The organism is Streptomyces sp. NPDC031670 (genome assembly GCF_055580545.1).
The window spans coordinates 85,276-103,873 of sequence record NZ_JBVILC010000004.1; the positions used below are offsets into that span (position 1 = coordinate 85,276).

The following is an 18,598-nucleotide window of genomic DNA, read 5'->3' on the forward strand; positions in this document are numbered from 1 at the left end:
GCCCGTGGAGTCGCTCGACGTGGTCGCGCGCATGCTCAAGGAGCACATCGGGGCCGCGTCCGTGTCGTTCCTCATCACCGACTTCACCGGCGGCTCGGTCGTACGGCTGGGCGCCGCGGGCAGCGTCGAGACCGATGAACCCGCCCGGCGCATCCCGCTGCGGGGCACCCTGTACGACGACGTCATCCGTACCCAGCGGCTGAGGGTGCAGGACAGGGGCCACGGCGCGCTGGTGCGGGTCGTCGCCCCGGTGACCAACCGCGGGGACGCCATCGGGCTCCTCGAACTCTTCCTGCCCAAGGCGCCGGACGCCAGGGTGATGCGGGAGATCGGCGAGACCGCGCACGCCCTGGCGTACATCGTCATCGCGAACCGGTCCTTCACCGACGTGTACCAGTGGGGGCGCCGCACCAAGCCGCTGAGCCTGGCCGCGGAGATCCAGCACCGGCTGCTCCCGGCGTCGCTGGCGTGCGAGGCGGCGCAGTTCGCGGTGGCCGGGGCGCTGGAGCCGGCCGACCACGTCGGGGGCGACACCTTCGACTACGTGATCGACCGGGACACGGTGCAGCTCTCCGTCACCGACGCCATGGGGCACGACGTCGAAGCGGCACTGCTGGCAACGCTCCTGGTGGGTGCCCTGCGTCGGGCCCGGCGGGCCGGTGCCGACCTCGCCGAACAGGCTCGCCAGGCCAACGAGGCCATGCTCCGGCACGGCCGCCAGAGCTATGTCACCGGCCAGCTCCTGCGTATCAGCCTGGTCGACGGCAGGACCGAGTTCGTCAACGCCGGGCACCCCTGGCCGCTGCGGATGCGGGGCGGCCGGGTGCGGGAGATCGCCCCGGAGATCGATATGCCGTTCGGCTTCCCCGTCACCCACGGCTACCGGATCCAGTCGCTGGACCTGCGGCCGGGCGACCGGCTGGTGATGCTGACCGACGGCATGCTCGAACGCAACGCCAGGAACCTCGATCTGTCGGAGCTGATCGTCCGCACCCGCGACCTGCATCCACGCGAGGCCGCTCGCGCCCTGATCGCGGCGGTCGTCGACGCGAACGACAGCCACCTCCAGGACGACGCGACCGTCATGTGCCTGGACTGGCACGGTGTCGGCAACTCCCGGCGGGACGCCGACACCGGCGCCGACCTCGCCGACGCCTCCGCCCCTTGGCGGACCGGCGCGCGGTGACGTGGGTGACGGGCGGCGCGGGCCCGAAACGCTGTCGCGGTCAGTAGGCGGCCAGGGAGATGGCGACGTAATGCGCGGCGAAAGCCGCCACGGTCAGGGCGTGGAAGACCTCGTGGTAGCCGAACCAGAGGGGTGAGGGGTCGGGCCGCCGCAGGGCGTAGACGACGGCGCCCGCGCTGTAGAGGAGACCGCCGACGACGACCAGGACGACCACGGCCGTGCCGCCGGCGCGCTGGAAGTCGGGAAGGTAGCTCACCGGCGCCCAGCCCAGGGCCAGGTAGCACGGCGTGTACAGCCAGCGCGGAGCCCCGACCCACAGGACCCGGAACGCGACTCCCGCCAGCGCGCCCGCCCACACGATCCACAGCAGCACCGACCGCTGGTCCGGCGGGAGGAGCAGCACGGCCAGCGGGGTGCACGTACCCGCGATGATGAGGAAGATGTTGGCGTGGTCGAGGCGGCGGAGAAGCGCCTCGCCCAGCGGTCCCCAGGTGCCGAGGTGGTAGACGGCGCTCGTGGTGAACAGCAGCCAGGCGGTGACCGCGTACGCGGTACAGGCCAGGGTCGCCCGCGGCGTGGGGGCCAGGCAGATGAGGACGATGCCCGCGATCAGTGCGGCGGGGACCATGCCGGCGTGGAGCCAGCCGCGCAGCTTCGGTTTGATCGGCTCGGCCAGGTCGGCCGCGCGTTCCACCAGCGCGGCGACCGGGTGGTCCACCGTCTCCGCCGTGTTTTCCGTGGCGCCGGGGGACACCGCTGCTCGTGGTTCCCCGGGCTTCTGGGCGTCATTGGCAACCATGCTGCCATGCTAAAAGATCTCCCTTCCGGTCTTCCGGGCAAGGGGGGCGCGACGGCGTGGCCGGAACACGGTGCTCAACGGGGAGTGCTCCAAGGGCCGGGCTTCGAGGGCCGGGCGTCAGAGCCAGCTGGCGCGCACGCTGGTGGCGTGCGGGCCCGTGTCGCCCGGTGGGCGGCCGAGCTCGCCGGACCACACACGCTCCAGAAGTCGCCGCACGGTGTCCGTGATCTCGGGTGCCGCCGTGCGCAGGGCGTCCGCGTCGGCCGCCGGGATGTCGTCGGAGCTGACGCCGTTCTCCTTCAACAGGGCCGTCAGATCGGTGAGTCTGCCGGTCAGCCACGCCAGCGGGTCGCGGGTCAGCTCGTCCACGAAGACCCGGGGGCCGGGATTCCAGTCGTCGAAGCCCGGGTGGTGGTGCGTACGGTCGAAGGTGCGCGGGGCGGCGTTCGCGTCCTGGAGGAGATCCACGCGCCACAGGGGGCGGCCGATGGTGATGGGGCGTGCGGCGTAGATGGATCCGGGCAGCTCGCCGCGTTCGAGGATCCGCAGCTCCAGCCGCACCCCGCGCTCGGGGGACTCCTGCCCGGGCAACGGTTCGGGGTCGACGAAGTACAGGTCGCCCACCACGACGCCGAGCCGCTCGAAGCCGAATGCGTACAGCACGTCAACCGCCCCCAGGGAATGGCTGCTCGACACATGCCTGTGTGTGCCTCCGAGCCTAGGGCGAGTCCGGCGCGGCCGACAACGCCGGAGTCGGCCGTGTCGGGCGCGGATCACGGTTCGTGGCCCGCGCGGCAGGCGCGCGGGCCACCGCCGTCGGGCCCGCGAGGGCACAACCGACTGCCCGAACACGCCGTCTTGGGCGTTCCCACGTCCTCAAGTGTCACTTTCCCCTGGCGGGCCGGGCGGAGCCTCCCGCAGGCTCGGAGGGTCCGGGCACCGCACCCGCCGCCCTGACCAGGCGGGCGGGTCGGCGGGCCGGGGGGCGAGCGGCGGAACCAACGCTCCGCGCTCCACGACACCCAAATGACATGAGGGGGAACCTTTCTTGACCACTCACCTTCGACCTGGGACCCGCCTGCGAACGGTACTCGCGCTGATGGCGGCGGTCTGCGGCCTCGTCGGTGCCACCGCGTTCGGCACGACCCCTGCGGCTGCGGCCGATCAGCGTCAGGCGATCTACGCCATCGCACACCGGGTCGACACCCTGGACGGCGTGGACGCCGCACTCAAGCACGGCGCCAACGGCATCGAGATCGACGTCTGCGCCTGGTGGAACCCGAACGAGTGGCGTGCGTACCACGACTGTTCCTCAGCGGGTGACAACCGGCGGGGCCCCAGCTTCGACAGCATGATCGACCGTATCGTCTCGCACGCCAACGCGGGGCGCAGGCTGTCGCTTGTCTGGCTGGACATCAAGGACCCGAACTACTGCGGCGAAGCGCAGAACCGCGGGTGCGGCGTCGCCGGGCTCCGCGACAAGGCTCAGCGGCTGACGGCTGCCGGGATCCAGGTGCTGTACGGCTTCTACGAGTACCACGGCGGCAGCACCCCCGACGTCGGCGGCCGGGGCTGGAAGAGCCTGGAGGGCCGGCTCGGCAACCTGGAGGGCATCACGACGACCGGAACCCGCGACCAGGTCACGGGCGCTTTCAACCGGTCCGGTTCCGGTTTTCCTACCGGACGCCGGGCCATGGACTACGGCGACAGCGACATCACCAAGGGGTTCGGCAACTGCACCGAACCGACCTACAACACCTGCGCGGAGCTCAAGAAGGGCGCCCAGGACCGTGCCGCCGGGCGGCTCGCGGCCACGCTGTCCTGGACGACCACGTACAACGACCCGTGGTACGTCGACAAGCTCCTGGGCGATGCCCGGGTGGACGGCATCATCGCGGGTTACGGCGCTTTCACTGGAGTACGCGAGTACGACGACAGCTGGCAGTGCGCCAACGCCGTCAACCTCGTCCGGGACTGGGTGAACCGCCACAGCGCCACCCACCGCATGGCCACCAGCGGTGACCGCCTCTTCCGATGACAGACTCCCGGGGCCGGGCCCGTGAGAGCCCGGCCCCACGGCAGGCCCGCCCATCCCTCGTCGCGGGCTGCGGTGTGCTTCCTCAGCCCTGACCCCCGCCGCCCCCCTGGGACGCCTCTTCGGATTCTTCGACTATTCTGGAAATCCAACTAGTCGGGGTGGGGGGCTGTGCCGGACATCCAAGCCGCGTGGCTGCGCGCGTCCTTGCCGTTGTGTCTGCTCGGCGTGCTGGCCGCCGAGGGCGAGAGCTACGGCTACGCACTGATCCAGCGCCTCGGCGAAGCCGGGCTCGGTGGCCTCAAGGCGGCCACCCTCTACCCGGCCCTCGGCAGGCTGGAGGAAGAGGGGGCGGTCGAGGTGCGCTGGAGCGCGGGAGACGGCGGACCCGGGCGGAAGTACTACCGTCTCACCGCCGCCGGACACACCCGGCTCGCCGAGGAGTACCGGTCCTGGCGCGCTCTGGACGAGGTGGTGAGCACGCTGGCCGGGGACCGCCTTCCCGCACCCACGACACACGCGAACCAAGGGGGCGAGGACCGATGACGCGCGCTGCCGAACAGCGGCCGGTCTGGACGTACAAGGACGACGAGCGGTGGGCGGCGCGGTTCGAACTCGCACTGGTCGGCCACCACAACCCGCCGCCCGGGCTGGTGGGCGAGGTACTCGCCGAGGTGTACGAGATCGCGGCGGAGGCGGGGCGGCCCGTACGGGAGGCGGTCGGCGATCCCGACACCTACGCCGAGACGGTCGCGGCGGAGCGCATCAGCGAGACGCGGCGCAGCGCCGACGGCCTGGACGGGTTCGCGCCGGGCGGCCGGTTCACGGCCGGGCTGGTCCTGGCAGGTGTTCAGGCGGTGCTGTTCGGCATCATGCTCTGGGTCGGTGACGGGTTCTGGCTGTCGGCGGGGTGGCCGGATCTGACGGGCGGGGCGCTGCTGGCGCTGGTTTCGGTGACGGTGTCCGGCGTGCTGCCCGAACTGCGGGCCGCCGCGCGGCTGCGGGCCTGGCGCATCGCACTGGCCCTGGTCTGCGTCCTCATCGTGACGACCGCTGTCCTGTTCGTCTCGGTCCCCTCCGGGCCGCTCGTCGAAGTGCCCGCGCCCGCCTTGTTCGGGATCGGCGCGCTCCTGGCCGTCGCGGGTTTCAAACTGTCCGACGAGCGGGCGGCACGCTGGTTCCTCGGGCGGCGTGCCGCGGCGGAGCCGGTGGGTGACGACGCCTGGCTGGCGCGCCTGGAAACGCTGCTCAGAGGGCGGCACGGCTACCCGCCGGCCGCGGCGGCCCGCTGCCGGGAGGAGGCCCGGGACCATCTGCTGGCGTCCGGCGGCGGCGCGGCGGACGAGTTCGGTCCTGTCGAGGTGTACGCGCTGCGGCTGGCCGACAATCCGGGACGTACGAGCCGCGCGGCGCGCGCCCAGGTGATCCCGACCGCGGCCATGTGCCTGCTCGGCGCCGGGTGGGCGTATGACCTGCTCGCCCACCCGGAGCCCGGATCGGTGTGGTTCTGGATCAAGGTCGTGTTGGTGGTGCCGGTCGTGTGGACGTACAGTTCGACGCTCCTCCAGATCCGTTCGCGGTTGCGCCGCGACGCGTAGGCACCGCGCGGGACTTGGCCGGGCGTACGTGAGCGTCGGCATCCGGCAATGACCGCCCTGTTCCGGGTCCGCCCGGCCCGCGAGCCGCCCGGAACGGCAGCCCCGTCGGCCTCATCCGGCCGGGCGGCGGACTTCGGCCAGGACCCGGCGGGCGGCGGCTGTCCAGGTGACCGTGGCGGCCAGGCGATCGCGTACGGCATGCATCCGTTCGAACGCCTCGTCGCGGCCGGTCAGACACTTCTCGATCCGCGCGGCCCATTCCCGGGTGTCGTCCTCGTAGTCGCCCGTGACAGGGACGATCAAATGGTCGGCGTCGGCGCGGAGTTGTTCACGCAGGAGCTGTGCCAGTCCGCTCTGGTCGCTGACGAGCACCGGCACACCGCGCAGGATGGCCTCCTGTCCGACCAGACCGAAGGCCTCGGACCGGGACGGCATCACGACCAGTCCGGCGCGGAGCATGTCGGACTCCAGTTTGCGCGGGTCGGCGGAGTAGGGGCGTACCACCACACGCAGGCCGGGACAGCCCGACCAGTCCCGGATGAGCTGCTGCTGTTCGTCCGCCTTCTCCGGTGGTGCGCCGCGCACGAGCAGTTCGATGGGCTCTCCCGCTGTTCTGGCCCGCAGTTCGTGCACCATTCCGCAGGCCCGGGCGGCGAGGTCGACGCCCTTGAGCCGGACGTCCTCGGTACGGCCGACGAACAGCACCTTGTGCAGCCCGGCCGGAGGGGGTCTGCGGCGCGCGAACGCGGTCGGCGCTTCCGCGCCGGGCTCCGCGGTGGACCTGGGCGAGTCGAAGCCCGGGTCCAGGCGCAGTGGTTCGGGCACGTCGGAGTCCCAGAGCTCGTTGGTGAAACGGCGTTTCAGGGCAGGGCCGACCGCGACCACCCGGTGGGCCGTCCGCCCGAGTTCGCGTTCGATCTCGGTACGCTCCTCCGCCTGCCGCGCGCGGTCGACGCCGTCCCCCATTTTGTGCCATTCGATCTCGTCGGGTGCCATGTGGACGAAGTGCAGCCGGCGGGCGTGCGGGAAGAAGTCCTCCGTGAGATGGGCGGCGGCCGGTCCGGTGATGCGGGCGTGCCCGATGACCAGATCGGGCAGGACGCCGTGCGGGAGGGTGGGCCGGCGGGTGAGCCGCCCGTAGTCCGGGGCGCCCGGCGCGCCCGGGTGGGTGAGCAGGGTGACGCCCTTCTCCTTGGCGTCGGTCACCTCCGAGGCGTCGGCGTCCAGCACGACGCAGAAGACCTGGGCGCCGGCCGTCGCCATCGCCACGCACAGGTGGCGGTTGAAGGTGCTCAGGCCCCCGCGCCCCGAGGACCACTCGGTGGCGACGACCAGGACGCGGGGCCGCTCCGACAGGATCCGGGTGGCGGCGAGTTCGGTGAGGTCGACGGGGTCGAACTCGAAGTCGTCCTCGACGTCGTAGTCACCGTCATGGTCGCCGTCGAAGCCCTCTTCCTCGGCCGCGTGGGCGTCCGTGCCGACGTCCTCATCCGTGCCGATGCCCTCGTCGGGCCGCCCGTCGACACCCAGGTCCTCGTCCGCCGCCGGCCGGGCGTCGGTGTCGGTGTCGGTGTCGGTGCCCAGGTCCTGGTCCTCGGGCGCCGCGGTGGCCGGCTCGACGGCGGCGCTGTCGGCGAGCGCCCGCAGCAGCGGTCCGGGCACCGCGTGACTCAAGTAGACGCTGTCGCGCACCACTTCACGCAGGATCCCGCCGGCCGTGGCGTGGGTGGCGAGGTGTTCGAGGATGTACGGGTCCGCCGCGGCCCAGTCACGCCGCCCGTCGGCCGTGCGCGGCACCAGGGCGATCAGTCCCCGGGCCATGCGCCGCTGCTGTTCCCGTTCCTCGGCGGACGGCCGCAGGTACTCGGCGAGGGCGATATGGAAGAGCCGGTGGACGGGGGTGCCGTCGGGCCGGAGGCTGTCGACCACGAGGCTGTCCGCCCGGTCGCGGAACCGCCGGAGCTCCTCGGGCGCGCACACCTCGCCGGTAAGGGCTTCCACCAGGGGCGCCCACAGCCCGTACGGAAGGCCCGTTCCCTGCGCGTGGGCGAGCGGCGACAGCAGACGCCGCGTGCGGGCCTCGTCGGGGCCGAGTCCCTGGAGCACACCTTGAAACAGCGAGGACAGGTCTCCGGTGGCCGGTGGTAAGCCGTCGGCTGTCAGCGCACCCGCCGCCAGCAGGTGCAGCATCAGGAAGGAGTGCTCCACGTCGCGGGTGACGTCTTCCCTGATCTCCGCAAGGACCTCTCCGGCCCGGCCGGGGTCCCGGGCCAGGCGGTGGGCGACCTGGTGCAGCGCGTCGTCGTCGCGGTACCGGGACGAGTCGAGGTCGAGGATCTGCACGTTCGGGCCCAGGGACGCCAGTCGGTCCGCGCGTGTTCCGACGAGGAGCCGTACCGCGGGAACGCGGCCAAGTGTGCGGACGAAATGGGCGAGCCTCGCGTCGTACGAGGACGGGTCGATCTCGTCCAGCCCGTCGAGGACGATGACGACGGGGTCCGTCCGGGCACGCAACGCCTGTCGTACGTCCGACGCGCCCGAGCCCCGGCGCAGGCCCAGCGCGCCGGCCAGGTCCTCGCAGAGGGACTGAAGCCCGCTGACACCGTGGCCGCTCAGCGGAATGACGGCCAGACCTGGTGGCGGCAGCGTCTCGGGCGCGGTGTTCATCCTCGCCGGGCTGTCCGGGTCGGTCAGAGCCAGGAAGCGGCCGAGCAGGGCGGACTTGCCGGTGCCGGGCGCACCCACGACAGCCAGTGGCGGCACCGCGGCGCCGGGTGCCGCCCGCACCCAGGAGGCGATCCGCGCCAGGGCTTCGGTTCGGCCGACGAAGAAGTCACCGGGTTCGGCGGCGTGCGCGACGCCACGGCCGCGCGGCTCGAAGTGGTCGCGGTACTTGTGCCGCAGCCGGGCCACACCCACGGGATCGAGGGCGTCGGGCGGCAGATCCGGTACGTAGCGGGGATTCGGGAAGAAGGATTCCGTCCCTCCCGTCCGCTGTCCGGCATAGAGGGGCCCCTTGCCCGTCGCCCCGTGGGACCCGAGGTGGTTTCGCATGCCCTGCAGCACGTCGGTGACGAGGAGGTAGCGCTGCCGCATCCCGGCGTTCGCGTGGGTGAGCGCGTACGTCCAGGCGTCCGCCAGGGACCCCGTGTCGTCCTCGGCGTCCCGGCGGTGCAGGATCAAGTCATAGGCGCGGTAGGGAAGTCGCGCGTGGAGAGGGGGCAGGCACCAGGGGGTCGAGGCGGGGGCACCTTCCGGCCCCGTACACACGTCGAGAACGGTCAGGGCGCTTCCCACACCGCTCTCCGCGACCAGGGCGGTGAGGTCGTCGGCGGCCGGCGCCGTGAGAGCGTGCCCCGGTTCGCCGTCCGACGCGAGCAGACGGAGACGCTGGCCGTCGCCGATGCCGTGGCCGTTGAAGTACACGACCAGCACGTCGTCCGGCCCGAGCCGGGCCTCTCGCGTCCAGTGCGCCAGGCCGGACCACAGCTGCTCGGTGGTGGGCGCGTTCCCGAGGCCGGAAAGGACGCGCTGGTACCCGAAGCCCGCGAGCAGTTCGGCCACATGCTCCGCGTCCGCGCCCGCGCGGGGAAGGTCCGGCAGGCGGGGCGAGTGGTACTCGGAGACGCCGAGGGCCACCAGGTAGCGGCGCCCCACCTCCGTACTCCGGCGGTCCGCCTCGCCTCCGCTCACGCCCGATCCCCTCGTTCCGGCAGGCGAGTCGAGCTCCCGCGACCGCTCACGCCCCGCCGTCGTCGCGACCCGCTCCCCCGCGGGCGGAAGGCCGTCGGTACGGGTCCGACCCTAGGCCAAATAGCGTGGCCTTCGGGCCACTTCGCCGGGAACTCTCCCCCCGGCCCGGCCCCGCCCGGTGCACCCCGGGCCGTCCCGTCAGAGGACGTCGTAGGTCAGATGGGTCGCGGACGGTGTCGCGATCACGCTTCGCCGCACCAGCGAGCGCGGCGCTCCCCCGGTGAACAGGGGCGTCCCGGCGCCCAGTACGACGGGGGCGAGGTGCAGCGACAGCACGTCGACCAGTCCGGCCTCCAGCGCCGAGGCGATCGTGGCGCCGCCGCCCATGAGGACGACGTCGAGGTCCCTGCCGCCGGCCGCCGAAGCCGCCTCGGCGCGCTCCCGCGCGGCGGTGACGGCGTCGGGCAGACCAGTGGTGGGGTCAGCGGGTGGCGGCGTCCCCGTCCGGGTGGGGGTTGCGCAGTCCCTGGAGGAGCGGTTCGATCAACCGGCGGGGGTCGTAGCGGGGATCGTCGTCCCGTCCGACGCAGAGGTTGCCGATGCCGCGCATCAGCTCGTAGGGCCGCATGCCGGGCCTGATCTCACCGGCATCGACCGCGGCGTCGAGCAGTTCGGCGCAGACGGGCATCAGACGGTCGAGGAAGCGGGTGTGCAGCGCGGCGAAGCGGTCGCTGTCGGACCGCAACGCGTCGGCGAGTCCGTGCTTGGTCACCAGGAAGTCGACGAAGAGGTCGACCCACCGGCGCAGCGCCTCGAACGGGGAACCGGCCTCGGCCAGCAGCTTCGGACCGGCTTCGGCGCACGCCTCGATCTGGTGGCTGTAGACGGCGGCGACGAGGTCGGCCCGGGTCGGGAAGTGCCGGTAGAGCGTTCCCAGTCCGACCCCCGCACGGGCCGCGATCTCCCGGATCGGCGCGTCGATCCCGGAGGTCACGAACACCTCCGCGGCGGCGTCGAGCAGTGTCCGCTGGTTGCGTACCGCGTCCGCCCGCTTGCTGCGGGCGGGTGTTCCGCCGGGCTGGGCTGTAGTGGGCACGTCTCACCTTCCGCCGGTCATTGACTAAACGGATCACTGATCCGTATCGTAAGTGGAACAACGATCCGCTTTCAGCATAGCTGACCGCGGCACTCCGCCGTACCTGCCCGCCGGTCGTACGCGACCGGCGGCAGGAGCCATCGAAGGGCATGCTCCTCATGCGTGAACCCGCTTCCACCACCGCCACCTCCCCCGCGCCCGCTCCGGTCCTCTCCGTCAGCCCGGTGGTGCTGCCGGCGCCCGGCCGCGCGGTGGACCTGCACTTGCGCGTCTCCGCCCCGACGACGGGGAGCGAGCTGCCGGTCATCCTCCTCTCCCACGGCCTCGGCCACTCCAACAACCTCTCCTCACTGAACGGTTACGCCCCGCTCGCCGACCACTGGGCCGCACACGGCTTCGTCGTGATCCAGCCCACCCACCTGGACTCCCGGACGCTCAGCCTGGAGTCCGACGAGCACTGGCGCACCCGGGCCGAGGACATGACGCGCGTCCTCGACCGACTCGACGAGATCGAGGCCTCCGTCCCCCAGCTCGCCGGCCGCCTCGACCCGAACAGGGTCGCCGTCGCGGGGCACTCGATGGGCGGGCACACCGCGAGCCTGCTGCTCGGCGCCCGGCTCACCGATCCGCACGACGGAACGGAAGTGGACCTGTCCGACCGCCGGATCAAGGCGGGTGTGCTCCTCGCCGCTCCCGGCCGGGGCGGTGACGCCCTCACCGAGTTCACCGTCGACAACTACTCCTTCTTCCTGACCACGGACTTCTCGGGGATGACGACGCCCGCGCTCGTGGTCGCCGGCGACCAGGACGACTCCGCCTTCCTGACGGTCCGGGGCCCGGACTGGCACGCCGACCCCTACCTCCTCGCCCCGGGGCCCAAATCCCTGCTCACCCTGTTCGACGCGGGGCACGGCCTCGGCGGGATCTCCGGATACGACGTCGCCGAGACCACGGACGAGAACCCCGAGCGGGTCGCCTGGGTCGCCCGGCTCACCTCCGCCTATCTGCGCAGCGAGCTGTATCCCGGGGACCCCGCCTGGCCGGCGGCGAAAGACGCGCTGGCGACCGCCGCCGGTCCCGTGGGCCGGATCGAATCCAAGTAAGGGGCGGAGGTATCCTTGGCCCGGCCGGTCAGCCGTCGGCCGAAGAGGACAGCAAGCACTCCGCCTGGGCCAGAGCCGTGGGATCCTCGAAGAGCCGGTTGAGCAGCGCGCCCTCCAGCTCCGCCGCCTCGAACTCGTCGAGGCCGCGCTCCTCCAGCAGCCTGCCGATGGCCTGGAGGGCGAGCAGCGAGTAGCCGCCGAGCTCGAAGAAGTCGCTGCGGCGGATGTCGATGGTTTCGGCGTCGATCTGCAGGAGTTCGGCCCAGATCCGGCGAACCGAGTCGGCCACCCGCACCGACACGGCCTCGGTTGTCGGGGGCGCGTCGGCGTTCGGGGTGGCGGCTGCGGCCAGGGACTCAGCGGTACGGGCGGTCGATTCTGTGGACACGTCTCCCCCAGGGGGTCGGATGGCGTCTGTGCGGGCCGGGCCGCCGGCCGGCGGGGCGGCTCCGTTACGGAGGGGCCGCACCGGCGGGCGGCCGTCGAAGGGAACTCGTACGGGCAGAGGGGCGTTATGGGGCGCGCGCTCTCGCGGCAGGCCTCCTCATTCACACCACCGCGTCCGGCCGGTCCGCCACGGCCTCCAGCAGGGCCCGGAACGCGGCGGTGTGCTGGTGAGCGGTCGTCTCGTCGTACAGCGCGCGATCGTAGGCGAGGTCGATGGTGAATCCGCCCTGCCGGTCCTCCTCCACCATGACGGTGACGTCGAACTTGGCGTACGGCACGGCGACCTCCACGGGTGTCACGCTCAGGCCGCGCAGGCGCGGGGCGGGGGCGGACGCGGCGCCGTGGCAGAACACCATCTGGAACACGGGGTTGTGCCGGGGGTCGCGGGGTGGGGCGAGGTGCGCCACGATGTGCTCGAACGGGACGTCCTGTGCGGCCACCGCGCCCAGAACCGTCTCGCGCACCCGTTGCACGAGCCGGCGGAAGGTGGTGCCCTCGGGCACCTGGGTGCGCAGCGGAACGGTATGCGTGAACAGGCCGATCCGGTCGGCGGTGTCCGGGCTGTCGCGGCCCGCCAGCAGTGTGCCCACCACGATGTCCCGGGTGCCGGAGCGGCGGTGGACGAGCGCCGTGAAGACGGCGAGCAGCACCATGAACGGGGTGGCGCCCTCCTCCACGGCCAGCTCCCGCAGCCGTGCGGCGGAGCCGGCCGGGACCGCGAACGGGCAGCGCACCGTGCCCTGCCGGCCCGTGGGAGGGCCGGCCGGCAGCCGGGTCACGGGCGGTGCCCCCGCCAACTGCCGCTCCCAGTAGGCGCGCTGCTCGCGCGTCCGGCGTTCGGCGCCCGGGTCGTCTCCGGGTGGCGGCACACTGCTCGGCGGCAGGGAGGGCAGCGGCGGCAGCGCCGCGGCGACTCCGGTCACGGCCTCGTCGTGGAACGCCGCCAGGTCCCGGAAGAGCACGTCCATCGACCATCCGTCGAAGACGATGTGGTGCAGGACCAGCACCAGGACGTGGTCGTCGGCGGCGACCCGCAGCAGATGCGCGCGGACGAGCGGGCCGCGCCGCAGGTCGAACGGCACGGAGGCCAACTCCTGGAGGACCCGCTCCAGTTCGCCTTCGGAGTGGCCGCCCAGATCCCGGCGGTCCAGAGGGAAGGCCTCGGCGGTGGCGGGCGGCGCTGTCCGCTGGACGGGCCCGCTCGCCGTGGTGGCGATGGTGGCGCGCAGGGCGGCGTGCCGTCCCACCGTCCGCCGAAGTGCCCGCAGGAGGTGGCCGGGGTCGAGCGGGCCGCGCAGACGCAGCGCCACCGGCTCGTGGTACGCGGCGCTCGCCGGGTTCCGGCGGTGGTGCAGCCACATGCGCCACTGCGCCGATGACAGCGGGGACTCGGCGCCCGTGTCCGCCGCCTTCACCGGGCCGTCGGCGGGCGTGCCGTGGCGGCGGCGCGAGATCACGTCGGCCATCGCCCGTACGGTCGGCGCGTCGAACACGGTCCGCTGCCGTACGTCCGCTCCCAGGACCTCGCGCAGATGGGCCGCCAGCCGGGTGGCCGTCAGGGAGTCGCCGCCCCGGTCGAAGAGGCTGTCGTCGAGGCCGATCAACGGCACGTCGAGCGCCCACGCCCAGAGCGCGGCGAGGGCGGCCTCCAGCGCGGTCCTCGGGGTGTCCCCCGGCGGGCCGGCAGGGTCACCGTCCCAGGGCATGGCCCGCAGCGCCCGACGGTCCACCTTGCCGTGGGCGGTACGCGGCAGGTCGGGCAGGGCCGTCAGACGGGCGGGGACGAGTGCGGGCGGCAGCGTGGCGCGCAGATGGGCGCGCAGCCCGGCTTCGTCGCGCCCGTGGTGCCAGACCACACAGGCACAGAGCTGGTCGTCCCCCCGTGCGGTGGTGCGGGCCAGCACGGCGCTCTCGGTGACGCCCGGGTAGCGGCCGATCGCCGCCTCGATCTCGCCCGGTTCGATGCGTACGCCCCGCAGGGTGATCTGGTGGTCGACGCGCCCCAGGAACTCGATGTTGCCGTCGGCGCGCTCCCGGGCGAGGTCGCCCGTGCGGTACATGCGCGCGCCTGGCCGGTCGGTGAACGGATCGGGCGGGAAGCGCTCGGCGGTGAGCTCGGGCTGCCCCACATAGCCGCGCGCCAGCGTCTCTCCGGCGAGGTGGAGCTCGCCGGGCTCGCCCGGGGCCACCGGCCGGCCCCCGGGGTCGAGGATGTGGACGCGTACGCCGGGCAGCGGGGTGCCGACGGGCAGCCGCGTCCAGGTCCGCAACTCGTCCGGGGAGACGTCGGGTTCGTACAGCAGTTGGGAGACCGTGCCCTCGGTGGCGCCGTACTCGTGCACCAGGCGCACCCCGGCGGCCAGCCAGTCCGCCGCCCGGTCGGGCGCGGCCTGCTCGCTGCCCACCACGAGCAGCCGCAGCGAGGCGGGCGGGCGCAGGGTGCCGTCCCGGCTCAGCTCGCGCAGCCACTCGTACCAGAGGGTCGGGGTGAGCTGGAGGACGGTGACGGCGTAGGTGTCGACGGCGGTACGCAGGCCCGCGCTGTCGGCGAGGGCGTCGTCCGGGTCCATGACGAGACAGGCTCCGGCGGCCCAGGTCGAGAACATCTCCTCGGCGGCGACGGAGAAGCCGGGGGAGGCGAACTGCAGGACGCGGTCGTCGGGGCCCAGGTCCAGACGGCGGCCGATCTGCACGGCGAGGTTGGTGAGCGGCCCGTGTTCGAGGCCCACGGGCTTGGGCCGGCCGGTGGATCCCGAGGTGTACGCGATCCACGCGAGACGGCGCGCGAGGGGCGGGTGAGGGGGCGATCCGGCGTCGGCGGGCCACCGTGGGGCGGTGTCCCGCGACGGATGGGTGCCCGGCTGGGGCGGGGGCGCCGGGTGTTCGTCGGTGTGGGGCCCCGGTGCTGCCAGGCGACCGTTGGCGTGGGACTCCGGTGCCGCGGGGCGTTCGCCGGCGCGGGGCTCCGGTGCCGCCGGGTCGGCGCTCTCCGGGTCCACGTACAGGACGGTCGCCGTGTGCGGGCCCAGGCCCCGCGCCAGTGCCCGCCGGCTCAGGACCAGCGGGGCGCCCGCGTCGTGCAGGGCCTGGGCCAGCCGGCCGGGCGGATGGGCGGGGTCCAGCGGGACGCAGGCGCCGCCCGCCTTGAGCACCGCCAGGCAGGCCACGGCCAGCTCGGGCGAGCGCGTCAGATGCACCCCCACCGGGACCTCGGGGCCCACCCCGTGGTGGCGCAGCCGGCGGGCGAGACGCTCGGCCCGCTGGTCCAACCGGGCATAGCTGAGGCGTTCGGTGCCGCACAGCACGGCGTCGGCGTTCGGTGTGCGCGCCGCCCGCTCCTCGACGAGACGGTGTACGGCACCGGTGAGCGGGTCCGGGGCGGCCGGGTGTGCCGGTGGGGCGAGGCGGCGGGTGGTCACGGGAGGAGCACCACCTTGATGGCCTCGCCCGCGTCGAACAGCCGGAAGGCCTCGGGGGCTTCGGCGAGCGGCAGGCGGTGGGTGATGACGAAGGAGGGGTCGATACGGCCCTGGCGAACGAGCTCCATCAGCGGCTCACGGGTGGCGATGGGGTTGCCGACGGCGAACCGCAGGGTCACCTCCTTGGCGAAGGCGGTGATGGTCGGCAGCGGCATCGCGGTGGACGCGTGGGCGCCGACCGCGCACACCACACCGCGCGGTCGCACGATCTCCAGGGCGCTCAGCAGGGCGGCGTCCGTCCCGACCGCCTCCAGCACGGCGTCGGCGCCGCGTCCGCCCGTCAGCTCGCGTATCCGCCCCGGGAGGCCGTCTCCGGGGGCCAGGGCCTCGGCGCCGCGCCCGGTGGCCGCGTCGCGGCGGGCGGCCACGGGGTCGACGGCCAGGACACGGGCGGCTCCCAGGAGCCGGGCTGCCTCGGCGGCCAGCAGGCCCACCGCGCCGCAGCCGATCACCGCGACGGTGTCGCCGGGCCGCACCTGGCCGCCGAGGGCGCAGGCGTACCCGGTGGCCAGCGCGTCCCCGATGAGCAGCGCGCGCTCGTCGGGGACGTCGTCGGGGACCGGGAAGAGGACCGTGTCGGCGAAGGGGACGCGGACGAACTCGGCGTGGCCGCCCGCGACCGGGCGCGCACCCACCACCGTGTCGTAGCCGAACAGTCCGACCTGCTCGCACTGGTAGTGGCCGCCGTGCCGGCACCACCAGCAGCGGCCACAGGCGATGATGTCCGAGGCGAGGACCCGCTGTCCGACCCGCAGGCCGCGCACCTCGGGGCCGACTGCCTCGACGACTCCGGTGAACTCGTGGCCGGTGACGGTGCCCGGGGAGAAGGAGGAGATCTCGCCCCGGTAGGGATGCAGGTCGGTGCCGCAGATCGCGCTGGTGACGACCCGTACGACCGCGTCGTCCGGGGCCTCGACGCGCGGCGGCGGCACGTCGTCGGACAGGGCCACCCGGTGGGCGCCCTGCCACTGCAAAGCCCTCATGCGGTGGTCTCCTTCGCGTCGTGGGGGCGGACGGGCCCGGCCGTGCGGTGCGTGCCCGCGTGTTGGGTGGCGTCCCACAGCTCCCGGCTCAGCGCGTCGAGCAGGTGGCGGACCGCTTCGGGGGTGTACCGGACCGGGTTGTAGATCATCAGGGCGCGCAGGCCGCCGTCCTCGGTGTAGAAGCCGAGATCGAGGTCGAAGGGCGAGTACGGGTCGTGGTTGACCAACGTGACCTCCAGGCCCGGCAGTCGCGGCATGACCTCGGGGGTGGTCTGGAAGGAGACGCATACGTTGATCACCGGGCGCGCGCCCGTGCGGCGCAGGCCGAGCTCCGCCACGAGGCGTTCGAAGGGCAGGTCCCGGTTGAGGTAGGTGCCGAGGAGGGTGTCGCGCACCTGGGGCAGCAGCTCGTGGAACCCGGTGTCTTCGGCGACGCGGGTGCGGATGGGGAGCATGTTGACGAACAGGCCGACGGTCTTCTCGAACTCGGGTCTGCTGCGGAAACCGCCGCGGGTGCCGACCAGGATGTCGTCGCCCGGCACATGGCGGCGCAGCACCCGTGCGAAGGCGGTCAGCAGCAGCATGTACAGGGTGACGTGTTCGCGGCGGCCGAGGGCGCGAAGCCGGTCGTGGAGCGGTTGCGGGAAGGCCGTCCACTCGGTCGCGCTCGCGGTGTGGGGTACCGGCGCGGTGGTGGTCGCCAGGGTGAGTTCGGGCAGCGGGGTGACCCCGGCGAGGGCCCGGCGCCAGTGGTCGGCCTGCCGGGTGTGCGCGGGGCTGTTCAGCCAGCGCTCCTGCCAGTCGACGAAGTCCGCGTAGTGGGTGCCGACCGGCTCCAGGGGTCCCGGTACGCCGCCGACGCGTCGGGCGTAGAGCTCCTCCAGCTCGCGCAGGACGACCATCCACCAGGACCAGGCGTCGCAGACGAGATGGTGCAGGGTGAGGCGGAAGAGATGGTCGTGCGGGGCGAGCCGGATCAGCGTGGCCCGCGCCAGCGGGCCCGCGGCCAGGTCGATGGGGCGGCCGAGTTCGGCGCGCAGCAGCCGCTCGGCGCGCCGGTGGCGCTGGTCGGGGGGCAGATACGCCAGGTCGACCCGGGCCAGCGGCACCCTCGCGTCGCGGACGACGTACTGGCGCGGCGCCCCGTCGACCACGGTGAAGCGGGTGCGCAGGGCGTCGTGGCGGCGTACCACCTCCTCGACGGCGGCGTGCAGGGCGCGCACGTCCACCTCGCCGGTCAGACGGAAGGTCATCGGTTCGGCGTACAGCGTCGTCCCCGCGCGCCGTTCCAGGAACCACATGCCCAGTTGGGCTTGGGAGAGGGGGCCGGTGGCGGCGCCCACCGCGTGCCGGGTCGCCGCGATCACCGCTGCCTCGTGCCGTGGACGAACAGCCAGCGCCGGGGCACCTGACTCAGTCCCAGGTCGCGGAAGACGGTGTGCAGGGCGGCGGTCAGCGCCCGGGAGCCGAGCTCGACGTCCGTGAGCCCGGTGGCGCCCTCGACGAAGACCGAGTAGCCGCACAGGGCCTGCCAGTCCTCCAGGGTCCACGGGTAGACGTCCTCCTCGGAGGTGACGGAGGCGAAGCCCGCCTCGGTCATGAGGGCTTCGTGGTCGGCGGGGGTCAGTGTCTCCAGGGCGACGGGGGCCTCGCGCTCAAGGACGAGGTCACCGCCGTGGCGGCGCAGCCAGACGCGGGTCGCGTGCAGCCACGCGGCGTAGAAGCGGCGGCTCTCGGGCAGCACGGCACCCTCGTAGAACAGGGTGTTCAGGGCGAGCCTGCCGCCGGGCGCGAGCAGCTCGTGGCAGCCGCGCAGCACCGAGGGGCGCTCGTTCCGGGGGATCTGGTGCATGACGTTGCTGAGCACCACGGCGTCCACCGGCCCGACGAGGGCGCCCACGTCCTGGGCCCGGCCGGTGACGAAACGGGCCCGGGGGTTGTCGCGCAGCCGTTCCTCGGCCAGGGCCAGTTCGTGGGCGGAGGGGTCGATGCCCACGACTGAGCCGAGCTGCGGGAAGCGTTCGAGCAGCAGCTCGGTGGCCCGGCCGGAGCCGCAGCCGACGTCCGCGACGACGCTGCCGGGGGCGCACGCGCACAGGTCGACGAGCCGCTGGGTCACGTCCCCGTACAGCGGGCGGCGCGACATGGCGTCGAATTCGTATCCCTGGATGAAGGCCAC

The 18,598-nt window shown here is 73.3% G+C and carries 14 protein-coding genes and 1 pseudogene; 5 read left to right on the forward strand and 10 right to left on the reverse strand.

Going from position 1 to position 18,598, the window contains the following annotated elements; genetic code table 11:
- The first annotated feature begins 4 nt into the window (after nt 1-4).
- Entirely contained in the window at nt 5-1,186 is a 1,182-nt protein-coding gene (locus ACZ5ID_RS09895; RefSeq protein ID WP_468896164.1) for a PP2C family protein-serine/threonine phosphatase, read from the forward strand.
- 40 nt (nt 1,187-1,226) lie between these two features.
- Here ACZ5ID_RS09895 and trhA read toward each other — a convergent pair whose 3' ends face one another.
- Nucleotides 1,227-1,985, reverse strand: coding sequence for a PAQR family membrane homeostasis protein TrhA (gene trhA, locus ACZ5ID_RS09900; protein ID WP_468895290.1), 759 nt, complete (start codon nt 1,983-1,985; stop codon nt 1,227-1,229).
- A gap of 117 nt (nt 1,986-2,102) precedes the next feature.
- Nucleotides 2,103-2,648, reverse strand: a complete 546-nt coding sequence (locus ACZ5ID_RS09905; RefSeq protein WP_468895293.1) for a hypothetical protein — start codon at nt 2,646-2,648, stop codon at nt 2,103-2,105.
- 385 nt (nt 2,649-3,033) lie between these two features.
- Here ACZ5ID_RS09905 and ACZ5ID_RS09910 point away from each other — a divergent pair, with 385 nt between their 5' ends.
- The 3 genes from ACZ5ID_RS09910 (at nt 3,034) to ACZ5ID_RS09920 (ending at nt 5,618) form a co-directional block, all read left to right on the forward strand.
- Nucleotides 3,034-4,023 carry a PI-PLC domain-containing protein gene (locus ACZ5ID_RS09910; RefSeq protein ID WP_468895296.1) on the forward strand — a complete coding sequence of 330 codons (990 nt, stop codon included), beginning with the start codon at nt 3,034-3,036 and terminating at the stop codon, nt 4,021-4,023.
- 168 nt (nt 4,024-4,191) lie between these two features.
- Nucleotides 4,192-4,566: a PadR family transcriptional regulator gene (locus ACZ5ID_RS09915; protein WP_468895299.1), complete on the forward strand. Its 375-nt coding sequence runs from the start codon at nt 4,192-4,194 to the stop codon at nt 4,564-4,566.
- Entirely contained in the window at nt 4,563-5,618 is a 1,056-nt protein-coding gene (locus ACZ5ID_RS09920; protein ID WP_468895302.1) for a hypothetical protein, read from the forward strand. The genes ACZ5ID_RS09915 and ACZ5ID_RS09920 overlap by 4 nt, the downstream gene beginning before the upstream one ends.
- A gap of 111 nt (nt 5,619-5,729) precedes the next feature.
- Here the strand turns inward: ACZ5ID_RS09920 and ACZ5ID_RS09925 are convergent, their stop codons facing one another.
- The 3 genes and pseudogenes from ACZ5ID_RS09925 to ACZ5ID_RS09935 all read right to left on the reverse strand — a co-directional run bounded on the left by ACZ5ID_RS09925 (nt 5,730) and on the right by ACZ5ID_RS09935 (nt 10,407).
- Nucleotides 5,730-9,311, reverse strand: a complete 3,582-nt coding sequence (locus ACZ5ID_RS09925) for a glycosyltransferase (protein WP_468895305.1) — start codon at nt 9,309-9,311, stop codon at nt 5,730-5,732.
- Between the two features lie 198 nt (nt 9,312-9,509).
- Nucleotides 9,510-9,788 (reverse strand): annotated as a pseudogene (locus tag ACZ5ID_RS09930) (dihydrofolate reductase family protein); the annotation flags it as partial.
- Between the two features lie 4 nt (nt 9,789-9,792).
- Nucleotides 9,793-10,407, reverse strand: a complete 615-nt coding sequence (locus tag ACZ5ID_RS09935) for a TetR/AcrR family transcriptional regulator (protein WP_468895308.1) — start codon at nt 10,405-10,407, stop codon at nt 9,793-9,795.
- 158 nt (nt 10,408-10,565) lie between these two features.
- On the opposite strand from ACZ5ID_RS09935, the gene ACZ5ID_RS09940 reads away from it, so the two are divergent.
- The gene (locus ACZ5ID_RS09940; RefSeq protein ID WP_468895311.1) at nt 10,566-11,510 is read left to right on the forward strand and encodes an alpha/beta hydrolase family protein; all 945 of its coding nucleotides are present in this window, start codon (nt 10,566-10,568) and stop codon (nt 11,508-11,510) included.
- A 28-nt stretch (nt 11,511-11,538) separates the two neighbouring features.
- Here ACZ5ID_RS09940 and ACZ5ID_RS09945 read toward each other — a convergent pair whose 3' ends face one another.
- The 5 genes from ACZ5ID_RS09945 to ACZ5ID_RS09965 form a co-directional block, all read right to left on the reverse strand.
- Complete coding sequence (locus tag ACZ5ID_RS09945; RefSeq protein WP_468895314.1) at nt 11,539-11,898, reverse strand: phosphopantetheine-binding protein; 360 nt, start codon at nt 11,896-11,898, stop codon at nt 11,539-11,541.
- A gap of 160 nt (nt 11,899-12,058) precedes the next feature.
- On the reverse strand, nt 12,059-15,376 hold the full coding sequence (locus ACZ5ID_RS09950) for an amino acid adenylation domain-containing protein (RefSeq protein WP_468895316.1): 3,318 nt from the start codon (nt 15,374-15,376) through the stop codon (nt 12,059-12,061).
- Nucleotides 15,373-16,419 (reverse strand): alcohol dehydrogenase family protein, encoded by a 1,047-nt coding sequence (locus tag ACZ5ID_RS09955; protein ID WP_468895319.1) that lies wholly within the window; start codon nt 16,417-16,419, stop codon nt 15,373-15,375. Before ACZ5ID_RS09955 ends, ACZ5ID_RS09950 begins: the two co-directional genes overlap by 4 nt.
- Nucleotides 16,416-17,786, reverse strand: coding sequence for a condensation domain-containing protein (locus ACZ5ID_RS09960; RefSeq protein WP_468895322.1), 1,371 nt, complete (start codon nt 17,784-17,786; stop codon nt 16,416-16,418). Before ACZ5ID_RS09960 ends, ACZ5ID_RS09955 begins: the two co-directional genes overlap by 4 nt.
- Nucleotides 17,783-18,598, reverse strand: a complete 816-nt coding sequence (locus ACZ5ID_RS09965) for a class I SAM-dependent methyltransferase (RefSeq protein ID WP_468895325.1) — start codon at nt 18,596-18,598, stop codon at nt 17,783-17,785. The genes ACZ5ID_RS09960 and ACZ5ID_RS09965 overlap by 4 nt, the downstream gene beginning before the upstream one ends.